Source organism: Enterococcus sp. AMC1157 (assembly GCF_058216555.1).
On the sequence record NZ_CM177099.1, the window covers coordinates 299194 to 324748 of the forward strand.

Annotated in this window: 22 protein-coding genes, 3 rRNA genes and 1 other RNA gene; 21 read left to right on the forward strand and 5 right to left on the reverse strand. The window is 38.2% G+C overall.

Annotated features, from left to right (window positions below; translation table 11 throughout):
* The first annotated feature begins 415 nt into the window (after positions 1–415).
* From AC4BBX_RS01490 to rrf, 3 genes are all read left to right on the forward strand, one after another.
* Positions 416–1973 (forward strand): 16S ribosomal RNA (locus tag AC4BBX_RS01490).
* Between the two features lie 237 nt (positions 1974–2210).
* Positions 2211–5125 (forward strand): 23S ribosomal RNA (locus tag AC4BBX_RS01495).
* Positions 5126–5215: 90 nt separating this feature from the next.
* A 5S ribosomal RNA gene (gene rrf / locus AC4BBX_RS01500) occupies positions 5216–5331 on the forward strand.
* Together the 16S, 23S and 5S rRNA genes form the textbook arrangement of a ribosomal RNA operon.
* A gap of 113 nt (positions 5332–5444) precedes the next feature.
* Here the strand turns inward: rrf and lexA are convergent.
* On the reverse strand, positions 5445–6062 hold the full coding sequence (gene lexA / locus AC4BBX_RS01505; protein ID WP_490454712.1) for a transcriptional repressor LexA: 618 nt from the start codon (positions 6060–6062) through the stop codon (positions 5445–5447).
* A 173-nt stretch (positions 6063–6235) separates the two neighbouring features.
* Between lexA and AC4BBX_RS01510 the strand changes: the two genes are divergently transcribed.
* The 8 genes from AC4BBX_RS01510 to nth all read left to right on the forward strand — a co-directional run bounded on the left by AC4BBX_RS01510 (position 6236) and on the right by nth (position 13352).
* Positions 6236–6478, forward strand: coding sequence for a DUF896 family protein (locus AC4BBX_RS01510; RefSeq protein ID WP_490454713.1), 243 nt, complete (start codon positions 6236–6238; stop codon positions 6476–6478).
* 95 nt (positions 6479–6573) lie between these two features.
* Entirely contained in the window at positions 6574–8568 is a 1995-nt protein-coding gene (tkt, locus tag AC4BBX_RS01515) for a transketolase (RefSeq protein WP_490454714.1), read from the forward strand.
* Between the two features lie 221 nt (positions 8569–8789).
* The gene (locus tag AC4BBX_RS01520; protein ID WP_490454715.1) at positions 8790–9638 is read left to right on the forward strand and encodes a glucosaminidase domain-containing protein; all 849 of its coding nucleotides are present in this window, start codon (positions 8790–8792) and stop codon (positions 9636–9638) included.
* 286 nt (positions 9639–9924) lie between these two features.
* Positions 9925–10851, forward strand: a complete 927-nt coding sequence (gene cysK / locus AC4BBX_RS01525; RefSeq protein WP_490454716.1) for a cysteine synthase A — start codon at positions 9925–9927, stop codon at positions 10849–10851.
* 273 nt (positions 10852–11124) lie between these two features.
* The gene (locus AC4BBX_RS01530) at positions 11125–11556 is read left to right on the forward strand and encodes a Fur family transcriptional regulator (protein ID WP_490454717.1); all 432 of its coding nucleotides are present in this window, start codon (positions 11125–11127) and stop codon (positions 11554–11556) included.
* Positions 11557–11940 (forward strand): RidA family protein, encoded by a 384-nt coding sequence (locus tag AC4BBX_RS01535; RefSeq protein WP_490454718.1) that lies wholly within the window; start codon positions 11557–11559, stop codon positions 11938–11940. It abuts the gene before it with no gap.
* Positions 11941–12008: 68 nt separating this feature from the next.
* A complete protein-coding gene (locus AC4BBX_RS01540; protein ID WP_490454719.1) occupies positions 12009–12704 on the forward strand; it encodes a DnaD domain protein in 696 nt (231 codons plus the stop codon).
* A 3-nt stretch (positions 12705–12707) separates the two neighbouring features.
* Positions 12708–13352: an endonuclease III gene (gene nth, locus AC4BBX_RS01545; protein ID WP_490454720.1), complete on the forward strand. Its 645-nt coding sequence runs from the start codon at positions 12708–12710 to the stop codon at positions 13350–13352.
* A gap of 73 nt (positions 13353–13425) precedes the next feature.
* Here nth and AC4BBX_RS01550 read toward each other — a convergent pair whose 3' ends face one another.
* A complete protein-coding gene (locus tag AC4BBX_RS01550) occupies positions 13426–15705 on the reverse strand; it encodes a PBP1A family penicillin-binding protein (protein WP_490454721.1) in 2280 nt (759 codons plus the stop codon).
* The gene (recU, locus tag AC4BBX_RS01555; protein WP_490454722.1) at positions 15705–16328 is read right to left on the reverse strand and encodes a Holliday junction resolvase RecU; all 624 of its coding nucleotides are present in this window, start codon (positions 16326–16328) and stop codon (positions 15705–15707) included. Before recU ends, AC4BBX_RS01550 begins: the two co-directional genes overlap by 1 nt.
* 61 nt (positions 16329–16389) lie before the next feature.
* On the opposite strand from recU, the gene AC4BBX_RS01560 reads away from it, so the two are divergent.
* The 7 genes from AC4BBX_RS01560 to AC4BBX_RS01590 all read left to right on the forward strand — a co-directional run bounded on the left by AC4BBX_RS01560 (position 16390) and on the right by AC4BBX_RS01590 (position 21859).
* Positions 16390–16944, forward strand: a complete 555-nt coding sequence (locus tag AC4BBX_RS01560) for an SLOG family protein (protein WP_490454723.1) — start codon at positions 16390–16392, stop codon at positions 16942–16944.
* Between the two features lie 74 nt (positions 16945–17018).
* On the forward strand, positions 17019–17426 hold the full coding sequence (gpsB, locus tag AC4BBX_RS01565; protein WP_490454724.1) for a cell division regulator GpsB: 408 nt from the start codon (positions 17019–17021) through the stop codon (positions 17424–17426).
* Positions 17427–17443: 17 nt separating this feature from the next.
* Positions 17444–17816: RNase P RNA component class B (gene rnpB / locus AC4BBX_RS01570), an RNA gene on the forward strand.
* A gap of 100 nt (positions 17817–17916) precedes the next feature.
* On the forward strand, positions 17917–19083 hold the full coding sequence (locus AC4BBX_RS01575) for a THUMP domain-containing class I SAM-dependent RNA methyltransferase (protein ID WP_490454725.1): 1167 nt from the start codon (positions 17917–17919) through the stop codon (positions 19081–19083).
* 63 nt (positions 19084–19146) lie between these two features.
* Positions 19147–20646 (forward strand): carboxypeptidase M32, encoded by a 1500-nt coding sequence (locus tag AC4BBX_RS01580; RefSeq protein WP_490454726.1) that lies wholly within the window; start codon positions 19147–19149, stop codon positions 20644–20646.
* 129 nt (positions 20647–20775) lie between these two features.
* Positions 20776–21417 (forward strand): HD domain-containing protein, encoded by a 642-nt coding sequence (locus AC4BBX_RS01585; RefSeq protein ID WP_490454727.1) that lies wholly within the window; start codon positions 20776–20778, stop codon positions 21415–21417.
* Positions 21418–21499: 82 nt separating this feature from the next.
* On the forward strand, positions 21500–21859 hold the full coding sequence (locus AC4BBX_RS01590) for a hypothetical protein (RefSeq protein ID WP_490454728.1): 360 nt from the start codon (positions 21500–21502) through the stop codon (positions 21857–21859).
* Between the two features lie 49 nt (positions 21860–21908).
* Here AC4BBX_RS01590 and AC4BBX_RS01595 read toward each other — a convergent pair whose 3' ends face one another.
* Positions 21909–22235, reverse strand: coding sequence for a hypothetical protein (locus AC4BBX_RS01595; protein WP_490454729.1), 327 nt, complete (start codon positions 22233–22235; stop codon positions 21909–21911).
* Between the two features lie 733 nt (positions 22236–22968).
* Here AC4BBX_RS01595 and AC4BBX_RS01600 point away from each other — a divergent pair.
* From AC4BBX_RS01600 to AC4BBX_RS01610, 3 genes are all read left to right on the forward strand, one after another.
* Positions 22969–24315, forward strand: coding sequence for a DEAD/DEAH box helicase (locus tag AC4BBX_RS01600; protein ID WP_490454730.1), 1347 nt, complete (start codon positions 22969–22971; stop codon positions 24313–24315).
* Positions 24316–24471: 156 nt separating this feature from the next.
* On the forward strand, positions 24472–24627 hold the full coding sequence (locus AC4BBX_RS01605; protein ID WP_490454731.1) for an ATP-binding protein: 156 nt from the start codon (positions 24472–24474) through the stop codon (positions 24625–24627).
* Between the two features lie 150 nt (positions 24628–24777).
* The gene (locus tag AC4BBX_RS01610; RefSeq protein WP_490454732.1) at positions 24778–25053 is read left to right on the forward strand and encodes a hypothetical protein; all 276 of its coding nucleotides are present in this window, start codon (positions 24778–24780) and stop codon (positions 25051–25053) included.
* On the opposite strand, the gene AC4BBX_RS01615 is transcribed toward AC4BBX_RS01610, so the two are convergent.
* Positions 25054–25548: a DNA-deoxyinosine glycosylase gene (locus tag AC4BBX_RS01615; RefSeq protein ID WP_490454733.1), complete on the reverse strand. Its 495-nt coding sequence runs from the start codon at positions 25546–25548 to the stop codon at positions 25054–25056. It abuts the gene before it with no gap.
* Between the last annotated feature and the right edge of the window lie 7 nt (positions 25549–25555).

A 25555-nucleotide genomic window follows, 5' to 3' on the forward strand; every position in this document is an offset into this window, starting at 1 on the left:
TATGGCTACTGATTAGCTAAACTTTCCTTTTTTTATTTATAAATACCATAGTAGATAAAGGAAATTGATTCGTTTAATAAGTTTCATAGAACTATTTTAAAAAAATATAGGATTATAGTTGACGTAAATCTGATTTTTTGTTATAGTTACTTAGTTGCTGAAAACAGTAGATCAGTTAGTTGAAAAACTTCTGAAAAAAAACTTTTATAAAATGGTTGACATTTACTTGGTCAGCTGATATGATATAAAAGTTGCTAACACAGCACAACGTAGACCTTTGAAAACTGAACAAAGCAAGCAAACGAACCAAATGTGTAGGATGCTTCTTTTATAGAAGCAAACAACAACAAGCAAGCAGTAATGCTAGCAACGTTAATTTTATGAGCTTAACAATCGCAAGATTGTTTTCAAATTTTTTTATGAGAGTTTGATCCTGGCTCAGGACGAACGCTGGCGGCGTGCCTAATACATGCAAGTCGAACGCTTCTTTTTCACCGAACTTCGGTTCATCGAAAAAGAGGAGTGGCGAACGGGTGAGTAACACGTGGGTAACCTGCCCATCAGAAGGGGATAACACTTGGAAACAGGTGCTAATACCGTATAATGCTTTTTCTCGCATGAGAGCAAGCTGAAAGGCGCTTTTGCGTCACTGATGGATGGACCCGCGGTGCATTAGCTAGTTGGTGAGGTAACGGCTCACCAAGGCCACGATGCATAGCCGACCTGAGAGGGTGATCGGCCACACTGGGACTGAGACACGGCCCAGACTCCTACGGGAGGCAGCAGTAGGGAATCTTCGGCAATGGACGAAAGTCTGACCGAGCAACGCCGCGTGAGTGAAGAAGGTTTTCGGATCGTAAAACTCTGTTGTTAGAGAAGAACAAGGATGAGAGTAAAATGTTCATCCCTTGACGGTATCTAACCAGAAAGCCACGGCTAACTACGTGCCAGCAGCCGCGGTAATACGTAGGTGGCAAGCGTTGTCCGGATTTATTGGGCGTAAAGCGAGCGCAGGCGGTTTCTTAAGTCTGATGTGAAAGCCCCCGGCTCAACCGGGGAGGGTCATTGGAAACTGGGAGACTTGAGTGCAGAAGAGGAGAGTGGAATTCCATGTGTAGCGGTGAAATGCGTAGATATATGGAGGAACACCAGTGGCGAAGGCGGCTCTCTGGTCTGTAACTGACGCTGAGGCTCGAAAGCGTGGGGAGCAAACAGGATTAGATACCCTGGTAGTCCACGCCGTAAACGATGAGTGCTAAGTGTTGGAGGGTTTCCGCCCTTCAGTGCTGCAGCTAACGCATTAAGCACTCCGCCTGGGGAGTACGACCGCAAGGTTGAAACTCAAAGGAATTGACGGGGGCCCGCACAAGCGGTGGAGCATGTGGTTTAATTCGAAGCAACGCGAAGAACCTTACCAGGTCTTGACATCCTTTGACCATCCTAGAGATAGGACTTTCCCTTCGGGGACAAAGTGACAGGTGGTGCATGGTTGTCGTCAGCTCGTGTCGTGAGATGTTGGGTTAAGTCCCGCAACGAGCGCAACCCTTATTGTTAGTTGCCATCATTTAGTTGGGCACTCTAGCGAGACTGCCGGTGACAAACCGGAGGAAGGTGGGGATGACGTCAAATCATCATGCCCCTTATGACCTGGGCTACACACGTGCTACAATGGGAAGTACAACGAGTCGCGAAGTCGCGAGGCTAAGCTAATCTCTTAAAGCTTCTCTCAGTTCGGATTGTAGGCTGCAACTCGCCTACATGAAGCCGGAATCGCTAGTAATCGCGGATCAGCACGCCGCGGTGAATACGTTCCCGGGCCTTGTACACACCGCCCGTCACACCACGAGAGTTTGTAACACCCGAAGTCGGTGAGGTAACCTTTTTGGAGCCAGCCGCCTAAGGTGGGATAGATGATTGGGGTGAAGTCGTAACAAGGTAGCCGTATCGGAAGGTGCGGCTGGATCACCTCCTTTCTAAGGAATAGTACGGAGACTACACAGTCGATTGCAACACGCTTTGTTCAGTTTTGAGAGGTTTACTCTCAAACGATTGTTCATTGAAAACTGGATAGATAAAGCAACAAATAATCAAAACAAACCGAGAACACACCGCGTTGAATGAGTTTTTTAAGAAGTTCAATTGCAACTTTTTCTTGATAAAGCTTCTATCGCTAGAAGTACTTTATCAAAACCCAACCGTAAGGTTGATAAGGTTAAGTGAATAAGGGCGCACGGTGGATGCCTTGGCACTAGGAGCCGATGAAGGACGGGACGAACACCGATATGCTTTGGGGAGCTGTAAGTAAGCTTTGATCCAGAGATTTCCGAATGGGGGAACCCAGCATCTTTGATAGGATGTTACTATTAAGTGAATACATAGCTTAATAGAGGTAGACGCAGAGAACTGAAACATCTAAGTACCTGCAGGAAGAGAAAGAAAATTCGATTCCCTGAGTAGCGGCGAGCGAAACGGGAAAAGCCCAAACCAACAAGCTTGCTTGTTGGGGTTGTAGGACTCCGATATGGTAGTCTTTTCAGATAGTCGAACAACTTGGAAAAGTTGGCCAGAGTGGGTAAAAGCCCCGTAGGCGAAAGATGGAAAGCACCTAGGAGGATCCTGAGTACGGCGGAACACGAGGAATTCCGTCGGAATCCGGGAGGACCATCTCCCAAGGCTAAATACTCCCTAGTGACCGATAGTGAACCAGTACCGTGAGGGAAAGGTGAAAAGCACCCCGGAAGGGGAGTGAAATAGAACCTGAAACCGTGTGCCTACAACAAGTTAAAGCCCGTTAATGGGTGATAGCGTGCCTTTTGTAGAATGAACCGGCGAGTTACGATTGCATGCGAGGTTAAGTTGAAGAAACGGAGCCGTAGCGAAAGCGAGTCTGAATAGGGCGAATGAGTATGTAGTCGTAGACCCGAAACCATGTGATCTACCCATGTCCAGGTTGAAGGTGCGGTAAAACGCACTGGAGGACCGAACCCACGTACGTTGAAAAGTGCGGGGATGAGGTGTGGGTAGCGGAGAAATTCCAAACGAACTTGGAGATAGCTGGTTCTCTCCGAAATAGCTTTAGGGCTAGCGTCGAAGTGAAGAATGATGGAGGTAGAGCACTGTTTGGACTAGGGGCCCATCTCGGGTTACCGAATTCAGATAAACTCCGAATGCCATACATTTATATTCGGCAGTCAGACTGCGAGTGATAAGATCCGTAGTCGAAAGGGAAACAGCCCAGACCACCAGCTAAGGTCCCAAAATAACTATTAAGTGGAAAAGGATGTGGGGTTGCACAGACAACTAGGATGTTGGCTTAGAAGCAGCCACCATTTAAAGAGTGCGTAATAGCTCACTAGTCGAGTGACCCTGCGCCGAAAATGTACCGGGGCTAAATAGTTTACCGAAGCTGTGGAGTGCACCTTAAGGTGCATTGGTAGGAGAGCGTTCTAAGGGCGTTGAAGGTAGATCGTGAGGACTACTGGAGCGCTTAGAAGTGAGAATGCCGGTATGAGTAGCGAAAGACAGGTGAGAATCCTGTCCACCGTATGACTAAGGTTTCCTGGGGAAGGCTCGTCCGCCCAGGGTTAGTCGGGACCTAAGCCGAGGCCGAAAGGCGTAGGCGATGGACAACAGGTTGATATTCCTGTACCCGTCTCTTTTGTTTGAGCAATGGAGGGACGCAGGAGGCTAAGGAAAGCAGACGATTGGAAATGTCTGTCCAAGCAACGAGTCTAAGTGAGAGTCAAATGCTTTCATTTGTGAAGGATGAGTTGTGATGGGGAGGGAAATAATAGTACCGAAGTTCCTGATGTCACACTGCCAAGAAAAGCTTCTAGCAAGAAAGAAACGGCCCGTACCGCAAACCGACACAGGTAGTCGAGGAGAGTATCCTAAGGTGAGCGAGAGAACTCTCGTTAAGGAACTCGGCAAAATGACCCCGTAACTTCGGGAGAAGGGGTGCTGCTCTAAGAGCAGCCGCAGTGAATAGGCCCAAGCGACTGTTTATCAAAAACACAGGTCTCTGCAAAATCGAAAGATGAAGTATAGGGGCTGACGCCTGCCCGGTGCTGGAAGGTTAAGAGGAGTGCTTAGCGTAAGCGAAGGTACGAATTGAAGCCCCAGTAAACGGCGGCCGTAACTATAACGGTCCTAAGGTAGCGAAATTCCTTGTCGGGTAAGTTCCGACCCGCACGAAAGGCGTAACGATTTGGGCACTGTCTCAACGAGAGACTCGGTGAAATTTTAGTACCTGTGAAGATGCAGGTTACCCGCGACAGGACGGAAAGACCCCATGGAGCTTTACTGTAGTTTGATATTGAGTGTCTGTACCGCATGTACAGGATAGGTAGGAGCCGAAGAATTCGGGACGCAAGTCTCGAAGGAGGCAATGGTGGGATACTACCCTTGCGTTATGGCCACTCTAACCCGCACCACTAATCGTGGTGGGAGACAGTGTCAGATGGGCAGTTTGACTGGGGCGGTCGCCTCCTAAAAGGTAACGGAGGCGCCCAAAGGTTCCCTCAGAATGGTTGGAAATCATTCGAAGAGTGTAAAGGCAGAAGGGAGCTTGACTGCGAGAGCTACAACTCGAGCAGGGACGAAAGTCGGGCTTAGTGATCCGGTGGTTCCGCATGGAAGGGCCATCGCTCAACGGATAAAAGCTACCCTGGGGATAACAGGCTTATCTCCCCCAAGAGTCCACATCGACGGGGAGGTTTGGCACCTCGATGTCGGCTCGTCGCATCCTGGGGCTGTAGTCGGTCCCAAGGGTTGGGCTGTTCGCCCATTAAAGCGGCACGCGAGCTGGGTTCAGAACGTCGTGAGACAGTTCGGTCCCTATCCGTCGCGGGCGTTGGAAATTTGAGAGGAGCTGTCCTTAGTACGAGAGGACCGGGATGGACTTACCGCTGGTGTACCAGTTGTCTCGCCAGAGGCATCGCTGGGTAGCTATGTAGGGAAGGGATAAACGCTGAAAGCATCTAAGTGTGAAGCCCACCTCAAGATGAGATTTCCCATTTCTTTAAGAAAGTAAGAACCCTGAAAGATGATCAGGTAGATAGGTCAGAAGTGGAAGTGCAGTGATGTACGGAGCGGACTGATACTAATCGTTCGAGGACTTAACCAAAGAAAAAAAGTAAAATTGCCGTTCGAAGAACGTTTTGATTATCGTTTTATCATCCAGTTTTGAGTGAGCAATCACTTAAAAATCAAATAGTGTGGTGGCGATAGCGAGAAGGATACACCTGTTCCCATGCCGAACACAGAAGTTAAGCTTCTTAGCGCCGATTGTAGTTGGGGGTTTCCCCCTGTGAGAGTAGGACGTCGCCACGCAAATATAAAAGACTTGATCTGAGGATTGAGTCTTTTTTTGTTTTTAAATAACCTTAAAATAACAAAAAAGCACATGGAATCTGATATTATTGATTCCGTGTGCTTTATGTTTTTTAAAAATGTCGATATAAACCTACGACCAGACCTAATATTTTAACGTTGGGTAAAATGATAGGTTCCATATAATCATTTTCTGGTTGTAAGCGTATATGAGTTGTTTCTTTATAAAACCTTTTACAAGTGGCTTCATCTTCATCAGTCATGGCAATAACAATGTCTCCATTACGTGCAATATCTTGTTTACGAATAATTACTTGATCCCCATCTAAAATACCAGCATTAATCATGCTCTCTCCTCGAATAGTCAACATAAATAATTGTCCACTATCATTCATTAAATTGGGTGGGATCGGAAAGAAATCTGAAGCTTCTTCGATCGCTAAGATAGGCTCTCCGGCAGTAACGATTCCTAGTAATGGAATATTTTGTTGTTGCGCACCGATAGCTTCCAATCCGCTAGCAGTTAATTCAATTGCTCGTGGTTTAGTAGGGTCTCTTTGGATAAGTCCCTTTTTTTCTAAACGGGATAAGTGACCATGAACCGTTGACGTTGAAGAAAGTTGAACAGCTTCTCCAATTTCTCTAACAGTGGGTGGGTAACCTTTGGCATTGACACGCTCATGAATAAATTTAAGTACTTCCAGCTGTCTATTTTCTGTACGTTTTGCCAAAATAAGCACCTGCTTTCTTATTTATAATAAATTTTTAAATGAAATAAAATTCTTTATTTGACTAAATTTAGTGTAACATAACTATAATTAAAATTCAAACAGATGTTCGCTTTTTTGTTTTGATTGTATTTTCTTACTCTTTTGTATAATATAGTAGAGAAAGGGGTAGAGCCATGTTATCAAAAGAAAAAATCGAACGAATTAATGAATTAGCGAAAAAGAAAAAAGCAGAAGGTTTAATGGAGCACGAACAAAAAGAGCAACATGAGTTAAGACAAGAATATCTTCAAGCCTTCAGAGGTGGAATGAAACATCATATCGAGGGAATGAAAATCGTTGATCTGGAAGGTAAAGATGTAACACCTGAAAAATTAAAGGAACTTCAAAAGAAAAAAGGCCTACACAATAGAAAATAGATCTGCTTGTTGGAAAACTATTGCTAAATGGTAGGGTATCTTTTATAATAGAACAGTAATATAGGTAAAAAAAACCTAAATAGGAGGCGTTAATATTGTTTGATAAAATTGACCAGCTAGGTGTTGATACGCTACGTACTTTGAGTATTGATGCTGTTCAAAAAGCAAATTCTGGACATCCAGGATTGCCAATGGGAGCTGCTCCAATGGCTTATGCATTATGGACAAAACATTTGAAAGTAAACCCAAAAACTTCTCGAAATTGGGTGGATCGAGATCGCTTTGTATTGTCAGCAGGACACGGATCAGCGTTACTATATAGCTTGTTGCATTGTGCAGGTTATGATGTTACGACAGACGATTTAAAAAATTTCCGTCAATGGGATAGCCGCACACCTGGACATCCAGAAGTTGGACATACTGATGGTGTAGAGGCAACTACTGGTCCACTTGGACAAGGAATTGCAATGGCTGTTGGTATGGCAATGTCAGAAGCACATTTAGCTGCAACTTATAACCGCGATAATTTTAATGTTGTAGATCACTACACTTATTCATTATGTGGTGATGGTGATTTAATGGAAGGTGTATCTCAAGAAGCTGCTTCTATGGCTGGACATATGAAATTGGATAAACTAATCGTTTTATATGATTCAAATGACATTTCTTTAGACGGACCAACTTCAAAAGCCTTTACTGAAAATGTTGGTAAACGTTTTGAAGCTTATGGTTGGCAACATATTTTAGTAGAAAAAGGTACAGATTTAACAGCAATTTCAAAAGCAATTGATGAAGCAAAAGCAGAAACAACAAAACCAACATTGATTGAGATAAAAACAGTCATCGGGTTTGGTGCTCCAAATCAAGGGACTTCTGCCGTACATGGTGCTCCTCTAGGTGCTGAAGGAATTAAAGCTGCCAAAAAAGCTTATGCCTGGGAAACACCAGAATTTGAAGTTCCAGAAGAAGTTGCTACTCGCTTTAAAGAGACAATGGTGGACAAAGGTGCTGAGTATGAAGCAGCTTGGAATGAATTATTTGCTGAATATGAAAAAGCTCATCCTGAATTAGCTGCACAGTTTAAACAAGCTTTTTCTGGTGAACTTCCAGAAAATTGGGATGCTGAATTACCAACTTATGAAGTTGGGTCAAGTCAAGCGAGTCGTGTTTCAAGTAAAGATATGATTCAAGCTTTATCAAAAGCTGTTCCAAGTCTATGGGGAGGATCTGCTGATTTATCTGCATCAAATAATACAATGGTAGCAGATGAGACAGATTTCCAACCTGGCCAATACCAAGGTCGTAACATTTGGTTTGGTGTTCGGGAATTTGCAATGGCAGCGGCTATGAATGGGATTCAATTACATGGAGGAACTCGCGTATATGGAGGAACATTCTTTGTATTTGTTGACTATTTACGTCCTGCAGTTCGTTTGGCAGCTATTCAAGGCGTACCGGTAACTTATGTGCTTACCCATGATTCAGTAGCTGTAGGGGAAGATGGACCTACTCATGAGCCTGTAGAACAATTATCTAGCTTGCGTGGAATTCCAAACCTACAAGTTATTCGTCCAGCAGATGGTAATGAAACAAGAGCAGCTTGGAAAATCGCAATGACAACCAATGATAAACCGACGATATTAGTCTTAAGTCGTCAAAATTTACCAGTGATTGAAGGTACAAAAGAAGCAGCTGATGAAAATGTAGCAAAAGGTGGCTATGTTATTTCTCCTCAAAAAGGTGAAAAACCAGAAGGGATTCTAATTGCAACTGGTTCAGAAGTAAATCTTGCTGTGGAATCACAAAAAGCTTTAGCTGAAGAAGGCATAGATGTTTCGGTTGTATCTCTACCAAGTTTTGATTTATTCGAAGCACAATCAGACGAGTATAAAAATAGTGTATTACCTAAAGGCGTGAAAAAACGTGTAGCTATTGAAGTGGGTGCATCATTTGGCTGGGCTAAATACGTAAAATGTCATGGTAAAACAGTCACTATTGATCGTTATGGTGCCTCTGCTCCGGGAGATAAAGTATTAGAAGAATACGGATTTACTGTTGAGAATGTTGTTTCTACATTTAAATCTATTTAAAAATCTTAAAATATTCGAAGTTATTTGAAAATAGCTTCGAATATTTTTTATTCTAAAAAACTTTTAAAAAACTCACTAAATAGTTATGACTGATGTAAAGAGAATTTAACAAGATTGTTAAAATATTGATAATCAAAATGATTGTTTTGTTTTTTAATATAGCATACAATAAAGTACAAGAAATGCTTTTGTAGTTTTTTTAAAGTTTTTAGGAGGATTTTATGACGTATAAAACACGTAGCGAAAGACATGAGAAAAAACATCAGAATAAAACGTTCGATAAAAAGACTTTATTACCATTGGTAGGTTCAACTTTGATTGTTGCTCCAACAGTGGCGATGTTAGCACCACAGACAGTTGATGCGCAAGAATATCAAGTATCTGAAAATAGCGCAGAACAATTAATTAATCAAATCGGCTGGACAGCGGCAGACATTGCAGCTAGTAATGATTTATATGCATCAGTTATGATTGCGCAAGCTATATTGGAAACAGGTAATGGAACATCCTTACTTTCCGCAGCACCATATTATAATTTGTTTGGTGTTAAATCTTACGGTGAAGAAGCAACTGTTTGGTTGCCAACGCTTGAATTTTTAGAAGGTCAATGGGTGACTTTAACTGAACCTTTTAGAGCGTATGGTTCTTATTGGGAATCTTTGCAACATCATGCAGCGATTTTAACGAGTCATAGCTATTCTACTGGTGTAGCAAATTATGCAGGTACATGGAAAAGTCAGACAACTAGTTACTACGATGCAACAGCTTATTTAACTGGACGGTATGCCACAGATCCTAGTTATAATCAAAAATTAAATTGGCTGATAGAAGCATATAATTTAACAAGATTTGATACACCTTCAGAAGCTATTAACTACACTTATACTGAAACTAATGTAAGTACAGCAAGCACAACGACTTCTGCTAGTGGCACTGGTGTTCACACTGTGGTCGCAGGAGACACCTTATGGGATTTAGCTACTAATTATGGTTATTCTGTTGATCAATTAATGGCTAATAATGGTTTAACAAGTGATTTAATTGTTGTAGGTCAACAATTAAGCGTTTAATTTCAGTGAACAATAAAATCAATCATGAACCATATTCTTTTCTTTATGTGAGAAAAGAATATGGTTCTTTCTTGCTCTTTGAAGGATAATAATTGATAGATGAAAACTATCACTACCTCTAAAACACAGCAAACCGCTGATAGTGCGGAAATTAACGTTTGCTAAGCGAAATCCATTTCGATAAAATAAGTAAAAGAGAGAGTTATTAATTCGCTTTGAAGGATGAAGCTTTATTTTTTAAACTTTAGATTTTAATACAGCAAATAGAAATACGGAGGAATCAAACATGACAAAAATTTATCAAACTGCAACAGAGCTTGTAGGAAATACTCCCGTTGTGAAATTGAACAATATTGTTCCAGAAGGAGTAGCAGATGTTTACATTAAATTAGAGGCATTTAATCCAGGAGGTAGCGTTAAAGATAGAATTGCGCTTAATATGATTGAAAAAGCGGAAGAAAGTGGTCTGTTAACGGAAGGTGCAACAATTATTGAACCAACTTCTGGCAATACTGGAATTGGTCTAGCGATGATTGGTACTGCTAAGGGATACCGTGTTATATTGGTGATGCCTGAAACAATGAGTATCGAGCGTCGTAAATTAATGAAAGCATATGGAGCGGAATTAATTTTAACTCCTGGAGCAGATGGAATCTCTGGTTCTATCAATAAAGCAAAAGAGCTTGCAGAGGAAAAAGGATATTTTATGCCACTTCAATTTGATAATCCAGCAAATCCTGAGATACACGCCAAAACAACAGCAAAAGAAATTATAGAGGTTTTTGGCGAAGATCTAGATGCTTTTGTTTCAGCAATTGGGACAGGAGGAACTATTACCGGTGTAGGACATGAGTTAAAGGCTGTCAATTCTGAAACTAAAATCATAGGTGTTGAACCAACTGAATCATCTGTATTAAATGGTAACCCTCCTGGTCCACACAAAATTCAAGGGATTGGTACTGGTTTTGTTCCAGCAGTGTTAGATGTTAATGTTTATGATAAAGTGTATGTTGTTTCTAGTGAAGACGCGATTAAGACGGCTCGAGAAGTCGGATTTAAGGAAGGGATTTTAGTCGGAATTTCTTCTGGGGCTGCGATTAATGCAGCCATTCAAGTGGCTCAAGAGCTGGGAGAAGGAAAAAAAGTTTTAGCTATTTCTGCAGATAACGGAGAACGTTATTTGACAACAGTTCTATACGATTTTGAAGACTAATTAATTTTTATTAAAACCTATTCTGTCAGTAGATAGAATAGGTTTTTTGTTAAAAGAATAATAAAGGCAGAAGATTTGAAGAAATGACTCAGCATTGTAAGTTTGAAAAATGATAAGCTATCTTAGGAAATAGTGATAAATAAGTAGAGTTTTTATTAATCGCTGCAAAAGAATTAAAATCCTTTATTCATATTGTAAAATTAGGTATAAAAAACTAGAAAAAATGGATAACTCATAGTATGATTAAAAGGATAAAAGAATGGAGGAAATCCTGTGACGACATTTGATGATGCACTAAAACATCTAAAAGAGGAAAATATTCGCATCACACCACAGCGAATTGCCATTTTAGAGTTCTTAGCAAGTGCTGAGAGTCATCCAACTGCCGAAGATATCTATCGTGCGATTGAAATAAAATTTCCTGGTATGAGTGTGGCAACTGTCTATAATAATTTGCGACTTTTTACCGATATTGGTTTTGTCAAAGAGATGAGTTATGGCGATGCTTCTAGTCGCTTTGATTTTCATACGGATCCTCATTACCATGCTATTTGTAAAAAATGTGGGAAAGTGGCAGATTTCCATTATCCTGGATTAGAGGATGTTGAAATGGCTGCCCAACAATTGACAGGCTATATAATTAGTTCACATCGTTTGGAAGTTTATGGACTGTGTCCAGATTGTACTGAAGGAGGAAATAAATAAATGCGTATTATTCAAACAGAGAAAGCCCCTCAAGCGATTGGTCCTTATGTTCAAGGTAGAATTGCCAACGGATTTTTATTTGCATCAGGTCAAGTTCCTCTTGATCCTGTGACAGGGGAAGTAGTTGGTACCACAATTCAAGAACAGACGGAACAAGTATTAAAGAATATTTCCGCTATTTTAGAGGAAGCGAAATTAACGGCGGATCAAATTGTTAAAACAACTTGTTTTCTGAAAAATATGGATGATTTTGTCGTCTTTAACGAAGTCTATAGTACCTTGTTTACAGAGTTTTTACCGGCTCGTTCAGCTGTAGAAGTAGCACGTTTACCGAAAGATGTTTTAGTAGAAATTGAAATTATAGCGACAGTTTCTGAAAAATAACCGTAAAAGAGGTGCGACATGTAAATGCTGCACCTCTTTATAAATGAAGAAATAAGGAGTGAAAGAAAATGATTTCACTTAAAGATTACTTGGCAAGTGGTCAAACAGTATTATCTAATCAACTGATTGATCATTATCATGATTTAGGAATGTCTAATCATGAATTTTTATTATGGATGCAATTATATCGTTATCATGAAGCTGGAGAAGGATTCCCTGATTTAGCAGCTGTTGCTGAAGTGATGTCTATTAGTCAGGAAGAAATTTATCGTTTATTAAACCAATTAGTCCAAAATAATTTAATTAGTATCGAATCCAAACTGGTAGCTGGTAAGAGAAGTGACTATTATGATTTTTCTCCAACTTATGAAAAATTGGGTGCTTTACAACAACAACGCAATAAGAAAGATGAACAACAAAACTTTGAGTTCAAAGTTCAAAGTTTGTATCAAATGTTTGAAACAGAATTTGGTCGGGCTTTGTCTCCAATTGAATATCAAAGAATTGGACAATGGTTGGAAGAAGATCAATACAAACCAGAATTAATTCAATTGGCCTTAAAAGAAGCGGTTCTTAATCAGGCGTATAGTTTGAATTATATTGATCGAATTCTACTTAGTTGGGAACGTAAAAATATTACGACACAACAACAAGTAGAAGAAGAAAGTAAACGACGCAAACGTCAAATGTTGCAAAAAGAAACATCAAATACTGAAAAAAAATTACCAAAAATTTCCATGCACAACTGGTTAGAAGAGGAGTAATCAATGATAAGTAAAGAAAAAACAATGCTTGCTTTAGAAAAAATGTATGCAATGTTTCCAGAAGCTCACGGCGAATTGAACTATGAGACTCCTTTTCAACTATTGATTGCTGTAATTCTTAGTGCACAGGCAACAGATGTTTCTGTAAATAAAGTAACACCTGCTTTATTTGAGGTGTTTCCTACACCAGAAACTTTAGCAGAAGCACCTTTAGAAGAAATTACCGAAAAAATTCGAACGATTGGGTTATTTAGAAATAAAGCTAAAAATATCAAAGCATGTGCCCAACAGTTATTAGAAAAATTCGATGGACAAGTTCCACAAACAAGAGAAGAGTTGATATTACTTCCGGGAGTGGGTAGAAAAACTGCAAATGTCGTATTGGGAGATGCTTTTGATATCCCTGCAATTGCTGTAGATACTCATGTAGAACGGGTATCCAAACGTTTAAGAATTTGCAAGTTAAACGCCAATGTTATTGAAGTCGAAGAAACGCTTATGCGTAAAGTACCGGAAGAATTATGGGTTAAAACTCATCACACGATGATATTTTTTGGTCGCTATCATTGTATTGCACGCTCTCCAAAATGTGAAAAATGTCCATTATTAGACATGTGTCAAGAAGGAAAAGAACGTATGCGAGTATAAAAAAAGTGATTCACTCAGCAATATCTGCTGGGTGAATCACTTTTTTAGTTCAAGTCTTTTTCTAAGTTGTGATTTATTGCCCGTCCTCAGAAGGTGGATTTTCCTCAACCGGTGCTTCAGATGATTCAGGTGGTGTTGGTTGCTCCTCCTCCGAAGAGCTTGGAGGTGTGGTCTCTTCGGAGCTTTCCTCAGTTGGTTCTGGTTCCACTTCAGTCTCGCTAGTTTCAGAGGTAGATTCCTCAGTCGTACTTTCCTCAGTCGTACTTTCCTCAGTGGTAGAAGTCTCGGTAGTACTTTCTACAGTTGAAGAATAAGAAGGTTGAGGTTGCTCGTAATGATCTTCCAAATACAATTCATTACCCACACGAATCAATCCATCTGGCATTGTCCAATCCTCATTTACTAAAGAGGAAGAGACGTATTGCATCAATAAACGATAAACAGTAGCTGCAATATGAGAAGATTGACTAGTGATCGGTGTATTTTGTTCACGATAACCTGTCCAAACTGCCAACGAATAATGTGGTGAATAGCCAACAAAGTTTGAATCTGGTGAAGGAGAATCTACATTTGTCAAATTAGCTAATTGCTCATCTGTGTAATTAGATGTTCCAGTTTTTCCAGCATGGTATAAGCCCGGAATGGTCGCGTTTGATCCATTTGCTGGAGCGACAACTCCTTTAAGCATATCAGTAATCATGTAAGCAGTGGTTGCTTTCATCGCACGACTACTTTCAGATTGGAAAGCATTGACTTCCTCAGAACCGTCATGATAAACAACTCGGTTAACGTAACTAGGTTTGTTATAAATACCACCGTTAGCAAAGGCTGCATAAGCTGCTGCCATTTTCAAACTAGAGACACCATAATATTTTTCCTCATCCAAGACACTTGTATTACTTGAAATGGCATTAGATTGCTCTAGATTCTCATAGTAGATTCCTAAACCGGATAAGAATTCGGAAATCTTGTCAGCACCAACTTCCCAAAATAATTTAGCAGCAGGTACATTCCGAGATAAAACAAGGGCTTGGCGCATCGTCATACTGCCCATATAACGACGATCCCAGTTATTAATGGCAATATTGGTTCCTTCATAATTATAAGGCTCATCCACAATGATTTTTCCAGTCGAATAATTCAAATACTCAATTGCTGGACCATAATCGACAATTGGTTTAACAGTAGAACCGAAGTCACGACGATTATTAGTAGCAAGATTTTCATTTAAGATACTAGCCTCATCAAAGTTACGACCACCAATTTGTGCACGAACTTTTCCGGTATCAGCTTCAATTAAGGTTGCTGCAACTTGCATTTCGTCATCAGGATAGTCAGTTACGTATTCGTCAGTGTTTACGATATCATACAAGCGTCTTTGGGCATCCATATCAAGGTTAGTATAGATATCTAAACCACCTTGATAAGGATCTTGCCCAGTTTTTTCATATACTTCTTGTAGTACTTCACTTAAATAATTATCAAAATATTTCCAGTTGTTATTCTTAGTAGAAATATCTTGTAATCCTTCAGTAATTGGCACAGCAACTGCTTGATCATATTCTGTTTGGGTAATTTTTTCATTTTGAAGCATTGTTAATAGAACAATATCTCGTCTATATTTAGCATTTTCTTCATAAGCATAAGGATCAAAATCAGAAGGGGCGTTAGGAATCCCAGCGATAAGAGCAGTTTGTGCTAAGTCAAGCTCGCCCAAAGTTTTTCCGTAAAAAGCTTCTGCGGCGGTCTCCATTCCATAAAGGCCGTTTGACATATACACTTTATTAATATAATAAGTTAAAATTTCTTGTTTTGATTTTTCTCTTTCTAATTGAACGGAAAGAACCGCTTCTTGTGCTTTGCGTTTTAAAGTTTGATCCTCGACACCTGTCGAGAAATAAGAAAGTTTGATTAATTGTTGGGTAATAGTACTTCCGCCTTGCATGCCTCCGCGAAGAACATTGTTAAGGGCTGAGCCGACAATACGAATTGGATCCACACCAATGTGATTATAGAAACGGCGATCTTCTACTGAAATAATCGCGTCTTCTAAAAGCTGAGGAACCTCATTAGGGCTGATTGTTTCTCGTTTTTCATTTCCAAGTTCGAGTAAGAAATCATCATTGGCAGCAAACATACGAGAGGTGCTAACAGTCTCTAACCGTTCATCAGATAATTCTTCGACATCACTGGCGTAATACCAAAATAGACCGATCCCTGACAGTAAAAAAACACATCCTAAGAAAAAGGCGCCGACAAAAATTTTGAAAAGAACGGAACCTATGTTTCTTTTCTTTTTTGGTTTTTTCTTTTGTTGCTTTTGGCCAGATCTTGAATTTACATCATTTGCCATTAGTTAGTTGTCTCCTTTTCATACAAATATTGATCCACCGCATCTAAATAAGGGATACGAGGAGCAATTTTTGGTGTTATTTCTATTCCTAGTTCTTCAATTAGAACTAAGGGTAATGATTTTTTGCCATTTTGTTGTTCTTCCCACAGTTCAACTAAGTGGATACTTGGAAAGAAAAAACAACGATTTAAAGTGGAAAACCAAAGTAAAACAAATGTAATTCCATCTTGTCGCAAACAATTTTTCATGTGAAGGATTTGATGCTCATGAAAATTTTTGAATGGGAAAGAAGTTTTATTTTTGGTTTCCTTTGCTTCAAAATCTAAGTAGTGTCCGCGATAAACACCATTGTAATCTGTTGTTGAAGCTTCTTTAAAATAGGCTTCTTTGATTACGGCAGCACTTCGTTTCGGATAATCCACATGAACAATTTGCACTGGTGTGGGCTTTTTATGAATGACCGCTTTTTCTCGAGTGAGATAGTATTCATTGCTCGAGTTAATGGCTTCCTCAAAGCGCATGCCCCGATTAGCAAAAGCAGATTTTTTTTCTTTTGCTTGCTTTTTTATTTTATTCGTTCCATCATAGTTATTAGGATGGCCATTTGGGTATCGAAAAACCATGGTATTCACACTCCTAGGGCACATTATACCAAAAAGACAATTAGAAAGAAAAGAGAAGGATATGCAAACCATTCAAACATTAGTCATTACAGGATATCGGAGCTTTGAATTAGGCGTTTTTCAAGACAAAGATCCGAAAATTAAAGTTATTAAGAAAGTGATAAAAAATTCTCTCCAGCAGTATGTTGAAGAGGGGTTAGAATGGGTATTAGTTTCTGGTAATCTTGGTGTCGAGATTTGGGCAGGAGAAATAGTGCTAGAATTACAAAAAGAATATCCAGAGTTAAAGTTAGGGATTATTTTCCCTTTTGAAAAATTTGGCGAACAGTGGAATGAAAAAAATCAACAAGTGTTAAATGAATTGAAGACACAGGCAAATTACGTGAATGCAACCAGTCATTCGATATATAATAACCCAGGTCAATTAAAAATTCATTCAAAATTTTTATTAGAACATTCCGGGGGAGCGCTTGTAATATATGATGAAGAATACCCTGGTAAGACGCAATTCTTCTTTCGAGATGCACAAGTTTATGCGGAAGAAAATGCCTATTTAATTGATCAAATTTCAATGGATGATTTACAAAATACGTCTTTTGATAGCGATAGTGTTTGATTTATTCAATTTTTTTGGATAGAATAGGAATGAAAAGCTAGTAGTAGCAGAATATAATCTAATGAGGTGTAATTATGGCAAATTTATTGTATAGTCCCAAAGATATTTTACAACAAGAATTTAAAACCAAAATGCGTGGATATGATCCAGTTGAAGTAGACGAATTTTTAGATGGTATCATCAAAGACTATGAAGCATACAACAAAGAAATTTTAATGTTACAAGAGGAAAATGATCGTTTGAATGCAAAAATTGCTCAATTGAGCAAGAGCCAAGCAATTAGTTCTCGTATTCAATCAGAAGCTCCTAAGAGTCAAGCAGTGACAAACTTCGATATTTTGAAACGTTTGTCAAATCTTGAAAAAGAAGTTTTTGGTAAAAAATTAGATCAAGAATATGTACCAGAATCTCGTGCGTCTCGTAGTTTTAATGAGAACTATTCACAAGCAGATGATGATTTGGAAAAAACACGTCAATTTTAATTAACGTTATTTCTGTGATTTTCGGATAATCGCGGCTTGTTTATGCAAGCTGAGGAAAGTCCATGCTCACACAAGCTGCGATGCTTGTAGTGTTCGTGCCTGGCGAAACCATAAGCTAGGGTACTTTATTAAAAGTAACGGCAGGAAAAACGGCTAAGGCTTTTTGCTATGCTCAAGTATCCTTGAAAGTGCCACAGTGACGAAGTAATAACGGAAACGTTATTAGTGGAACGCGGTAAACCCCTCGAGTGAGCAACCCAAACAATGGTAGGGGCACTTTTTGTAACGGAAATGAACGGGACAAAGAGGCAATTTTTTGATTGCAGATAGATGATTATCCAAATTATTTTGCTCCCTGTAAAATAATTGGACAAAACATGGCTTATAGAAAATCACAGTTAATCAGGGAATCCTTCCATTATGGGAGGTTTTTTTTATCAGACAATACGAACTATTTAGATAGCAAGGACCAAAATCAAAGGAGTGCAGAATGAAAGAAAATCAAGAATTTCAATTAGTTGCAACAGCTGCCAGTGGATTAGAAGCATTAGTTGGAAAAGAATTGCGTGACATGGGGATTGAATGTCAGGTTGAAAATGGAAGAGCTAGATTTAAAGGAACGATGGAGACGATTGCTAAAGCCAATTTATGGTTGAGAACAGCTGACCGGATTAAAATTGTTGTAGGTGAGTTTGATGCCTTTAGCTTTGACGAACTGTTTGAAAAAGTTAAAGCTTTGCCATGGGAAGATTTTTTACCACTAGATGCAGAATTTCCAGTCGCAGGAAAATCAATTAAGTCAAAGCTTTATAGTACACCAGATTGTCAGGCAATCACTAAAAAAGCGATTGTTAATCGTTTGAGAGATTATTACCATCGACCAGCAAGTGTTCCTTTGGCAGAAACGGGCGCTTTATTTAAGTTGGAAGTGGCTTTATTAAAAGATCATGTTATGGTGACTTTAGATACAACGGGTCCAAGTTTATTTAAGCGTGGCTATCGTTTAGAAAAAGGTGGCGCTCCATTAAAAGAAAATATGGCGGCAGCATTAGTCATGCTGACAAATTGGCGTAAAGACCGTCCTTTTGTAGATCCTGTGTGTGGTTCAGGAACGCTTTGTATTGAAGCTGCATTAATTGGACATAATATTGCTCCTGGTTTTAATCGTGAATTTGCTTGTGAATCGTGGGATTGGTTCAAATCAGAAGTCTTTGAAAAAGTTCGCGACGAAGCTGATCAAGCTGCTGATTATGACGTGGAATTAGATATTATGGGAACTGATATCAATGGTAGAATGATTGAAATTGCTCGTTCGAATGCAGAAGAAATTGGCTTAGGGGATTCGATTAGCTTCAAACAACAAGCCTTAAAAGATTTTAAAACAGAAAAAGACTACGGAGTTATTTTAGCCAACCCACCATATGGAGAACGTTTGGGGGAAGAAGAAACTGTTCGCCGTCTATATAAGGAAATGGGTGAGGTTTTCCGTCCATTAAAAACTTGGAGTAAATATATCTTAACAAGTGATTTACTTTTTGAAGAATTTTACGGAGCCAAAGCAACGAAAAAAAGAAAATTGTATAATGGAGCTTTACGAACTGATTTGTTCCAATATTGGGGAACAAGACCTCCTAGAAAACCAAGAGTTGAAGAATAATTTCCTTTGAAAATTTGATTACATCAAAGCGAAGTAGCCTAGTATATTAAAGGAGTCTACACGATGAAAGAACAAGAATTTTTACAAGAGTTAAAAGAAATTGATTTGTTACAGCAAGCGTATTCTATTTTAGAGTGGGATTCGCAAACTGGTATGCCTGAAGAAGCTAGTGATTATCGTGGCGAGGTCTCAAGTTATTTGTATGGCAAGTATTTTGAGAAAAAAGTGGGACCAACAATTACGGAAGCCATTTCTTATTTTAATGATCATCCAGAAGAATTGTCTGAAGTTGGCGAAGCAGCATTTAAATTGGTAAAAGAAGAATATGAATTAAATCATGCAGTACCAAATGAATTAATGACTGAATATTCTCGTGCTACTTCAACGGCTCACAGTGCTTGGCAGAAAGCGAGATCTTCTCGTAATTTTGATGTGTTTAAAGAAGCACTTTCTGAAAATATTCGTTTAACAAAAGCTTTAATTCCTTACTGGAAAAAAGATGAGGCAACGAATTATGACGTACTATTGAATCAATATGAACCTAATATGACAGTAGAAGTTTTAGATCCTGTTTTTTCAGAAGTAAGAGACGGCATTATGGCTATCCGTGAAGAGTTGGCGGAAAAAGGAACAGAACCAGATACAGAATTTTTATCTCGATTTATGAGTGCCGAACAACAGCGTAAATTTATTGTGAAAGTGATCGAAGATTTAGGTTATGATATGAACCGTGGTCGTTTAGATTTAACGATTCATCCTTTCGCAACAGGTATTAACCATAATGATGTTCGTATTACGACTCGTTGGAATGAGTATGATTTTTCAATGGGAACATTTGGTGTGATTCATGAAGCTGGACATGGGATGTATGAGCAAAATATTGACGAAAAATACGAATATACGCCTGTTCACGAAGGGGCTTCTATGGGTATTCATGAGTCTCAATCTTTGTTTAACGAAATTATCATCGGTAGCAATCGCTCTTTCTGGGAAACTCAATACCCATTCTTTAAAGAATGTGCAGAAGGTACATTTGATGATGTTAGCTTTGAAGACTTTTATCGTGGCTTAAAACGTACCAAAGCAAGTTTGATTCGGATTGAAGCAGACAGTTTAACTTACGTTCTGCATATTATTATTCGTTATGAAATTGAAAAAATGATTTTTAACGGTGAAGTTAATGTAGAAGACTTACCAGCAATTTGGAACGATAAATATGAAGAATATTTAGGAATTCGTCCAGAAAATGATTTGGAAGGAATTCTGCAAGATGTTCATTGGTCTGGTGCAAGTTTTGGGTATTTCCCATCTTATGCTTTAGGATATATGTACGCTGCACAATTGTTGCATGCGATGGAAAAAGAGTTAGATGTCAACCAAATTTTAGGCTCTGATGATTATTCAGCTATTAAAAACTGGTTAACAGAGCATATCCATCAATTTGGAGCGTCTAAAAAACCAAACCAAATTATTTTGGATGCTACTGGAGAGACGCTTAATCCGACCTATTTATTAACTTATTTACGAAAAATTTATTTTGACGTTTATCAAATAAATGAGTAAAACAATTTGTTTTATTACAGATAATGATTAGGGTAAATGACTCGAGCATTCTAAAAAGAAACCCTTTTTTTAGAATTGTTCGGGTCATTTGTTGGGAAATCACAAATAACTGATATTAGGGAGGAAGAAATGGAACGTTTAGATCAAGTGATAGCATTTACTAAAGAAAAATTAAATAATGAAAAAACAGGCCATGATTTTCTCCATGTTGAGCGAGTGGCACATTTATCAGCTAAAATTATTCAAGAAGACCAATTAAATGTGAATCAAGAAATTGTTTTGGCCAGTGCTTATTTACATGATGTCATTGATGATAAAGTAGTGGAAAATGAAGAATTGGCTGTAGCTGAATTAACATCTTATCTCGCATCTCTTTTATTTTCTGACGAAGAAATAACTGCTATTTTATCGATTATTCAAAATTTATCCTTTTCAAAAGAGATTGAACAAGGGAAACAAAAATTGTCTTTAGAAGGGCAAATTGTTCAAGATGCGGATCGTATTGAAGCTTTAGGTGCGATTGGTATTCTTAGAACAGCCTATTTTGGTGGCGGTCATGGTCATCCAATTCATGACGAAGACTTGGCACCAACTGCTTTTCAATCTAAAAAGGAGTATCGCAAAGGAACAACGGTAATTAATCATTTTTACGAAAAGCTATTTTTACTACCTGAAAAAATGAATACAAATGCTGCCAGAAAAGAAGCCACACGCAGAAAAAACTTTATGGAAGACTTTTTAAAAGAATTCTATGATGAGTGGAAAGTTTAATAAAATTTAATTTCAAAAGCTATTTTTTTCCATTTTGTCAGATTTTTCATATAATAGAAGAGGAAAGGAGTCAGACCGTAACATGTTTTTTCAGCATAAACTTAAACCAAAAGAACTCTCTAAAGTTATCAGTAATGTAGAAGAGTGTTTTTTTACCATTTCAGCAAAATCACTGACTCGTTCGTATCAAGTGGCAGTTTATAAATATCAAGAGGAGTACTTTGTTTTAAAAGATCCTCGAGTCTTTGAGCAAATAGAAGAAATTTGCAGTGAACTTCATGGTGATGAAGAAGAAGTTTTATCTTATATCGAACAAGCAATGGAGGACAATTTGTACTTTGTTGTCAAAGAAGACTATGTTCGATTGGATTTAGACATTTTATCCCATGGCAAACCAGTCAGACCCATAGAGGTTAAGTATTACGAATTTTTTGATATTTAAAAGCAGGATAGTGGTCGGTTTCGACCTTCTGTCCTGCTTTTTAATCGTATTATTTCGTTTGTAGACGAATGACTTTTAATCGTTTATATCCACGGTAAGCATTCAAGATAATTAGCAAAATACCTATTGCTAGTGGAATGAGCAGTAGATAGAGGGGATAACCATATGTGTCTTCTAGGAAAGACTGATTCGTGTTGGTCATTTCAGTTATAGCTTGCTGAATGACCTGAAGACTAAAGGCAGTCAAAAAGCCTGCAATCGTAAAAAGAACAAAACCTAAATAAGGAATTTGCGTTTTTTTTCTAAAAATACTAAAACCTATATATAAAATAAGTAAAAATAAAGGAACGCCAAAAGCGAAGAAACTTGTTAACATCAAAAACAACCCCTTTGTTTAATAATAGTTCTTTGAAATAAACCCTCTAGAACTATGATACTGCAAAATAATCTATTTGAAAAATATTTACGAAGAAACTACATTCATCAAGTAATCACAATGATCTTTGCTATTTATAGTCAAAGAAAAATCTGATAACCTTCCAGTCCATCTGTCCCGAAAACCACACATTGTAGGAGACCGGTTTGAGCCTCTAGCGAGTCTCAAACCTTTCGGAGTTTAAATGCAGAGTAGGAAGTAGAAAAACACTCCTTCCAACACTGCATAATTCATCCTCATCTTTAGTCTACAATGAAGATTTTCTTACCAGATTGGACTTACAGTCTTGAAATTGAATTCTCTTAAACTGAAAATTGCTGTATTGTTTATTTAGGAGAGTAAATTTACTTTTAGAAACTGGAAGAAGAATGCGGAAAAAATTCATGGATCGTGTTTTAAAGAGCTGAATGAATTATTCTGACTTAGTGTGTGATAACACTTAGTCAGAATTTGAAGGTCAGCAGCCAAAGAGACTCTTAAGAGGCTCGTGGCGGTCTCACATGACCCATGAGCTTTTGGAGCTTTATTCTGGAAGTTTCAAGTTTCATTTGGCTTTGACGTTAAATAATAATTGATTATAATATAATTTTATTGTATAAAGTAAATCTTCATAGGATTATTGCTAGCAGTATGCTATACTTTGAAAGATTCCAAAAAGAAAGAAGGTGCTAAAATGTCATTCGAAGGATTTGCATTTCAGCCATTTATTTATCAAGCACTACAAGATAAAAATTTTACAGAGCCAACTGAGGTACAGGAAAAATTGATTCCTGTTATAAAAAAAGGCACTAGCGTCGTTGGACAATCACAAACAGGTAGTGGGAAAACTCATACGTTTTTGTTACCTTTGATGAACAAAATCAATCCTAATAAAGATGAAGTTCAAGTGGTAATTACGGCTCCAAGTCGTGAACTAGCAACACAAATTTATCAAGCAGCAAAACAAATTGCTCAATTTTCAACACCAGAAATTAGAGTAACAAATTTTGTTGGTGGAACTGACAAACAACGTCAATTAGACCGTTTGAAAAATCAGCAACCTCACTTAGTTATCGGGACACCGGGTAGAATCTTGGATATGATGAACGAAAGAGCTTTGGCTGTTCATACAGCATTTGCATTTGTTATTGATGAAGCTGACATGACATTAGACATGGGCTTTTTAGCAGAAGTTGACCAAATTGCTGGCCGCTTACCAGAAAAATTGCAAATGCTCGTTTTCTCAGCAACTATTCCGGAAAAACTGCGTCCGTTTCTTAAAAAATATATGGAAAATCCATTGATTGAAGAAATTCGACCTAAGGCAGTTATCTCAGAAACCATTGATAACTGGTTGATTCCAACAAAAGGAAAAAATACCAATGCCTTAATTTATGATTTATTAACGATCGGTCATCCTTATTTAGCGATAGTCTTTGCAAATACAAAAACTAGAGTGGATGAGATTACTGATTATCTACGTGAACAAGGATTAAAAGTTGCCAAAATTCATGGAGATATTACCCCTCGTGAACGAAAACGTGTGATGCGTCAAGTTCAAAACTTAGATTTTCAATATGTCGTGGCAACGGACCTTGCTGCACGAGGAATTGATATTGAGGGTGTCTCTCATGTAATCAATACAGAAATTCCTGATGATTTAGACTTTTTCATTCACCGAGTGGGAAGAACTGGGCGTAATCAATTATCTGGAACTGCAATCACTTTATATGGACCAAGTGATGAAGAATCGATTGCTGCTATTGAAGATTTAGGGGTAACTTTTAAACCTAAAGAAATTAAACAAGGCGAAATCGTAGATAGTTATGATCGTAACCGTCGTAAAAAACGTGAAAAAAACCGTGATGAACTAGACCCAACGTTAAAAGGGTTAGTTAAGAAGAAAAAGAAAAATATCAAACCAGGATATAAGAAAAAAATTCAATGGGAAATTGATAAGAGTAATAAAGCAAAACGTAAAGTGGAACGTCGTCAACAAACACGTACAGCTCGTAAAAACAAAAAAAATTCAAATAGTTAACATTAAAAAAACGGATGCGTGTTTGCATCCGTTTTTTCATTTTCTTCAATTTTTGGATATGGTAGCATTTGTGTCAGTACTGTACAGTAGAAAGGGCTTGGAAAAAGGTTTTGTTAAAAAATATGAACTATGTTTTTGGAATAGAAAGGAAAAAAGATGAAGGACTTTATTTTTATTAATGGACCAACGGGAGTAGGTAAGTCAACTTTAGCAAAGGGATTTGGAGTTTATATTGAACAACATATGATACCCGAATTTTATAACTATGTGGAAGATGTAAATCAGGCGGCTGTTTTAGAAGAGGAGACTTGATGGAAATCACTACTTTCTTGAGTAAATAATTTCCATAGTTTAGGCTATAAATATATCATTTGTTTAGATTACGATGACTGGAGAGCCAGAGAAATTCCATTACTTTTCAAAGGTAAAGATTTTATTTGTCTTAAATTATTTTCATCTGATATGAAACAAAATCGTAATCAAATGCTTCACAGAGACCTTCCGGGCTTAGTGGATGTTGAGACATTGGAACGAGCGACTAGAAAAATGAATCAACGTCCGTTACTTCCAAATGAAATTCTTATAGACATCAAAGGAAAGACAATATCTGAAGTGTTGGACGAAGCAATTTTTATTATTGACAATTTTAATTCTGCGAAAGATTATTCTTATCAGCCAATGCAAATAAAAATGTTTGATTCATGGGTCCAAAGCATTCGTAGACAAATGGAAGAATGATTATTTATCATCATTGTCATGTCTTTTGCTGATTAGAGCCGCATTCCATTGAAGTTGGCGTTCTTTCATACGGGCATTATTTGCTCCGCTGGTTGAGAGACAAGGGATGACTTCAAGAGTTTCAAACAACTGATTTTGCTGAATTTCTTCAAAGGCTTTTTTCCCATTGGCAATGATTTTTTTAATGGGTGCCTGTGTGAGAATTTCTTGAAAATTATTTAAAGTACTGCTGCTGAAATGATGATCCATACTTCCTTTACGCTCAAAGCTATGGTAGACATCCCAAATTCCAATTTTATTGACTTTTAAGAGTTGGAGACGCTCTTGATAATTTACTGGATCAGGGACATCTAATGCTTGAAAGACGGTTTTCCAAAATTGATTTCCCTTATTACCATAGTATTCTTGTATTTTTAAAGATATTTGACTTGGTGCACTACCTAAAATTAAAATCTCTGTTTGTTGGTCATATACTGGTGCTAAACCTTGTTCCATTTTTTCA

What these genes read in the sequence shown, in the direction of transcription:
- AC4BBX_RS01510 (WP_490454713.1), top strand. Translation starts at nt 6,236, where the DNA reads ATGTTATCAAAAGAAAAAATCGAACGAATTAATGAATTAGCGAAAAAG.
- AC4BBX_RS01520 (WP_490454715.1), top strand. Translation starts at nt 8,790, where the DNA reads ATGACGTATAAAACACGTAGCGAAAGACATGAGAAAAAACATCAGAAT.
- cysK (WP_490454716.1), top strand. Translation starts at nt 9,925, where the DNA reads ATGACAAAAATTTATCAAACTGCAACAGAGCTTGTAGGAAATACTCCC.
- AC4BBX_RS01535 (WP_490454718.1), top strand. Translation starts at nt 11,557, where the DNA reads ATGCGTATTATTCAAACAGAGAAAGCCCCTCAAGCGATTGGTCCTTAT.
- AC4BBX_RS01540 (WP_490454719.1), top strand. Translation starts at nt 12,009, where the DNA reads ATGATTTCACTTAAAGATTACTTGGCAAGTGGTCAAACAGTATTATCT.
- nth (WP_490454720.1), top strand. Translation starts at nt 12,708, where the DNA reads ATGATAAGTAAAGAAAAAACAATGCTTGCTTTAGAAAAAATGTATGCA.
- AC4BBX_RS01550 (WP_490454721.1), bottom strand. Translation starts at nt 15,705, where the DNA reads ATGGCAAATGATGTAAATTCAAGATCTGGCCAAAAGCAACAAAAGAAA.
- recU (WP_490454722.1), bottom strand. Translation starts at nt 16,328, where the DNA reads ATGGTTTTTCGATACCCAAATGGCCATCCTAATAACTATGATGGAACG.
- AC4BBX_RS01560 (WP_490454723.1), top strand. Translation starts at nt 16,390, where the DNA reads ATGCAAACCATTCAAACATTAGTCATTACAGGATATCGGAGCTTTGAA.
- gpsB (WP_490454724.1), top strand. Translation starts at nt 17,019, where the DNA reads ATGGCAAATTTATTGTATAGTCCCAAAGATATTTTACAACAAGAATTT.
- AC4BBX_RS01575 (WP_490454725.1), top strand. Translation starts at nt 17,917, where the DNA reads ATGAAAGAAAATCAAGAATTTCAATTAGTTGCAACAGCTGCCAGTGGA.
- AC4BBX_RS01580 (WP_490454726.1), top strand. Translation starts at nt 19,147, where the DNA reads ATGAAAGAACAAGAATTTTTACAAGAGTTAAAAGAAATTGATTTGTTA.
- AC4BBX_RS01585 (WP_490454727.1), top strand. Translation starts at nt 20,776, where the DNA reads ATGGAACGTTTAGATCAAGTGATAGCATTTACTAAAGAAAAATTAAAT.
- AC4BBX_RS01590 (WP_490454728.1), top strand. Translation starts at nt 21,500, where the DNA reads ATGTTTTTTCAGCATAAACTTAAACCAAAAGAACTCTCTAAAGTTATC.
- AC4BBX_RS01595 (WP_490454729.1), bottom strand. Translation starts at nt 22,235, where the DNA reads ATGTTAACAAGTTTCTTCGCTTTTGGCGTTCCTTTATTTTTACTTATT.
- AC4BBX_RS01600 (WP_490454730.1), top strand. Translation starts at nt 22,969, where the DNA reads ATGTCATTCGAAGGATTTGCATTTCAGCCATTTATTTATCAAGCACTA.
- AC4BBX_RS01605 (WP_490454731.1), top strand. Translation starts at nt 24,472, where the DNA reads ATGAAGGACTTTATTTTTATTAATGGACCAACGGGAGTAGGTAAGTCA.
- AC4BBX_RS01610 (WP_490454732.1), top strand. Translation starts at nt 24,778, where the DNA reads ATGAAACAAAATCGTAATCAAATGCTTCACAGAGACCTTCCGGGCTTA.
- AC4BBX_RS01615 (WP_490454733.1), bottom strand. Translation starts at nt 25,548, where the DNA reads ATGGAACAAGGTTTAGCACCAGTATATGACCAACAAACAGAGATTTTA.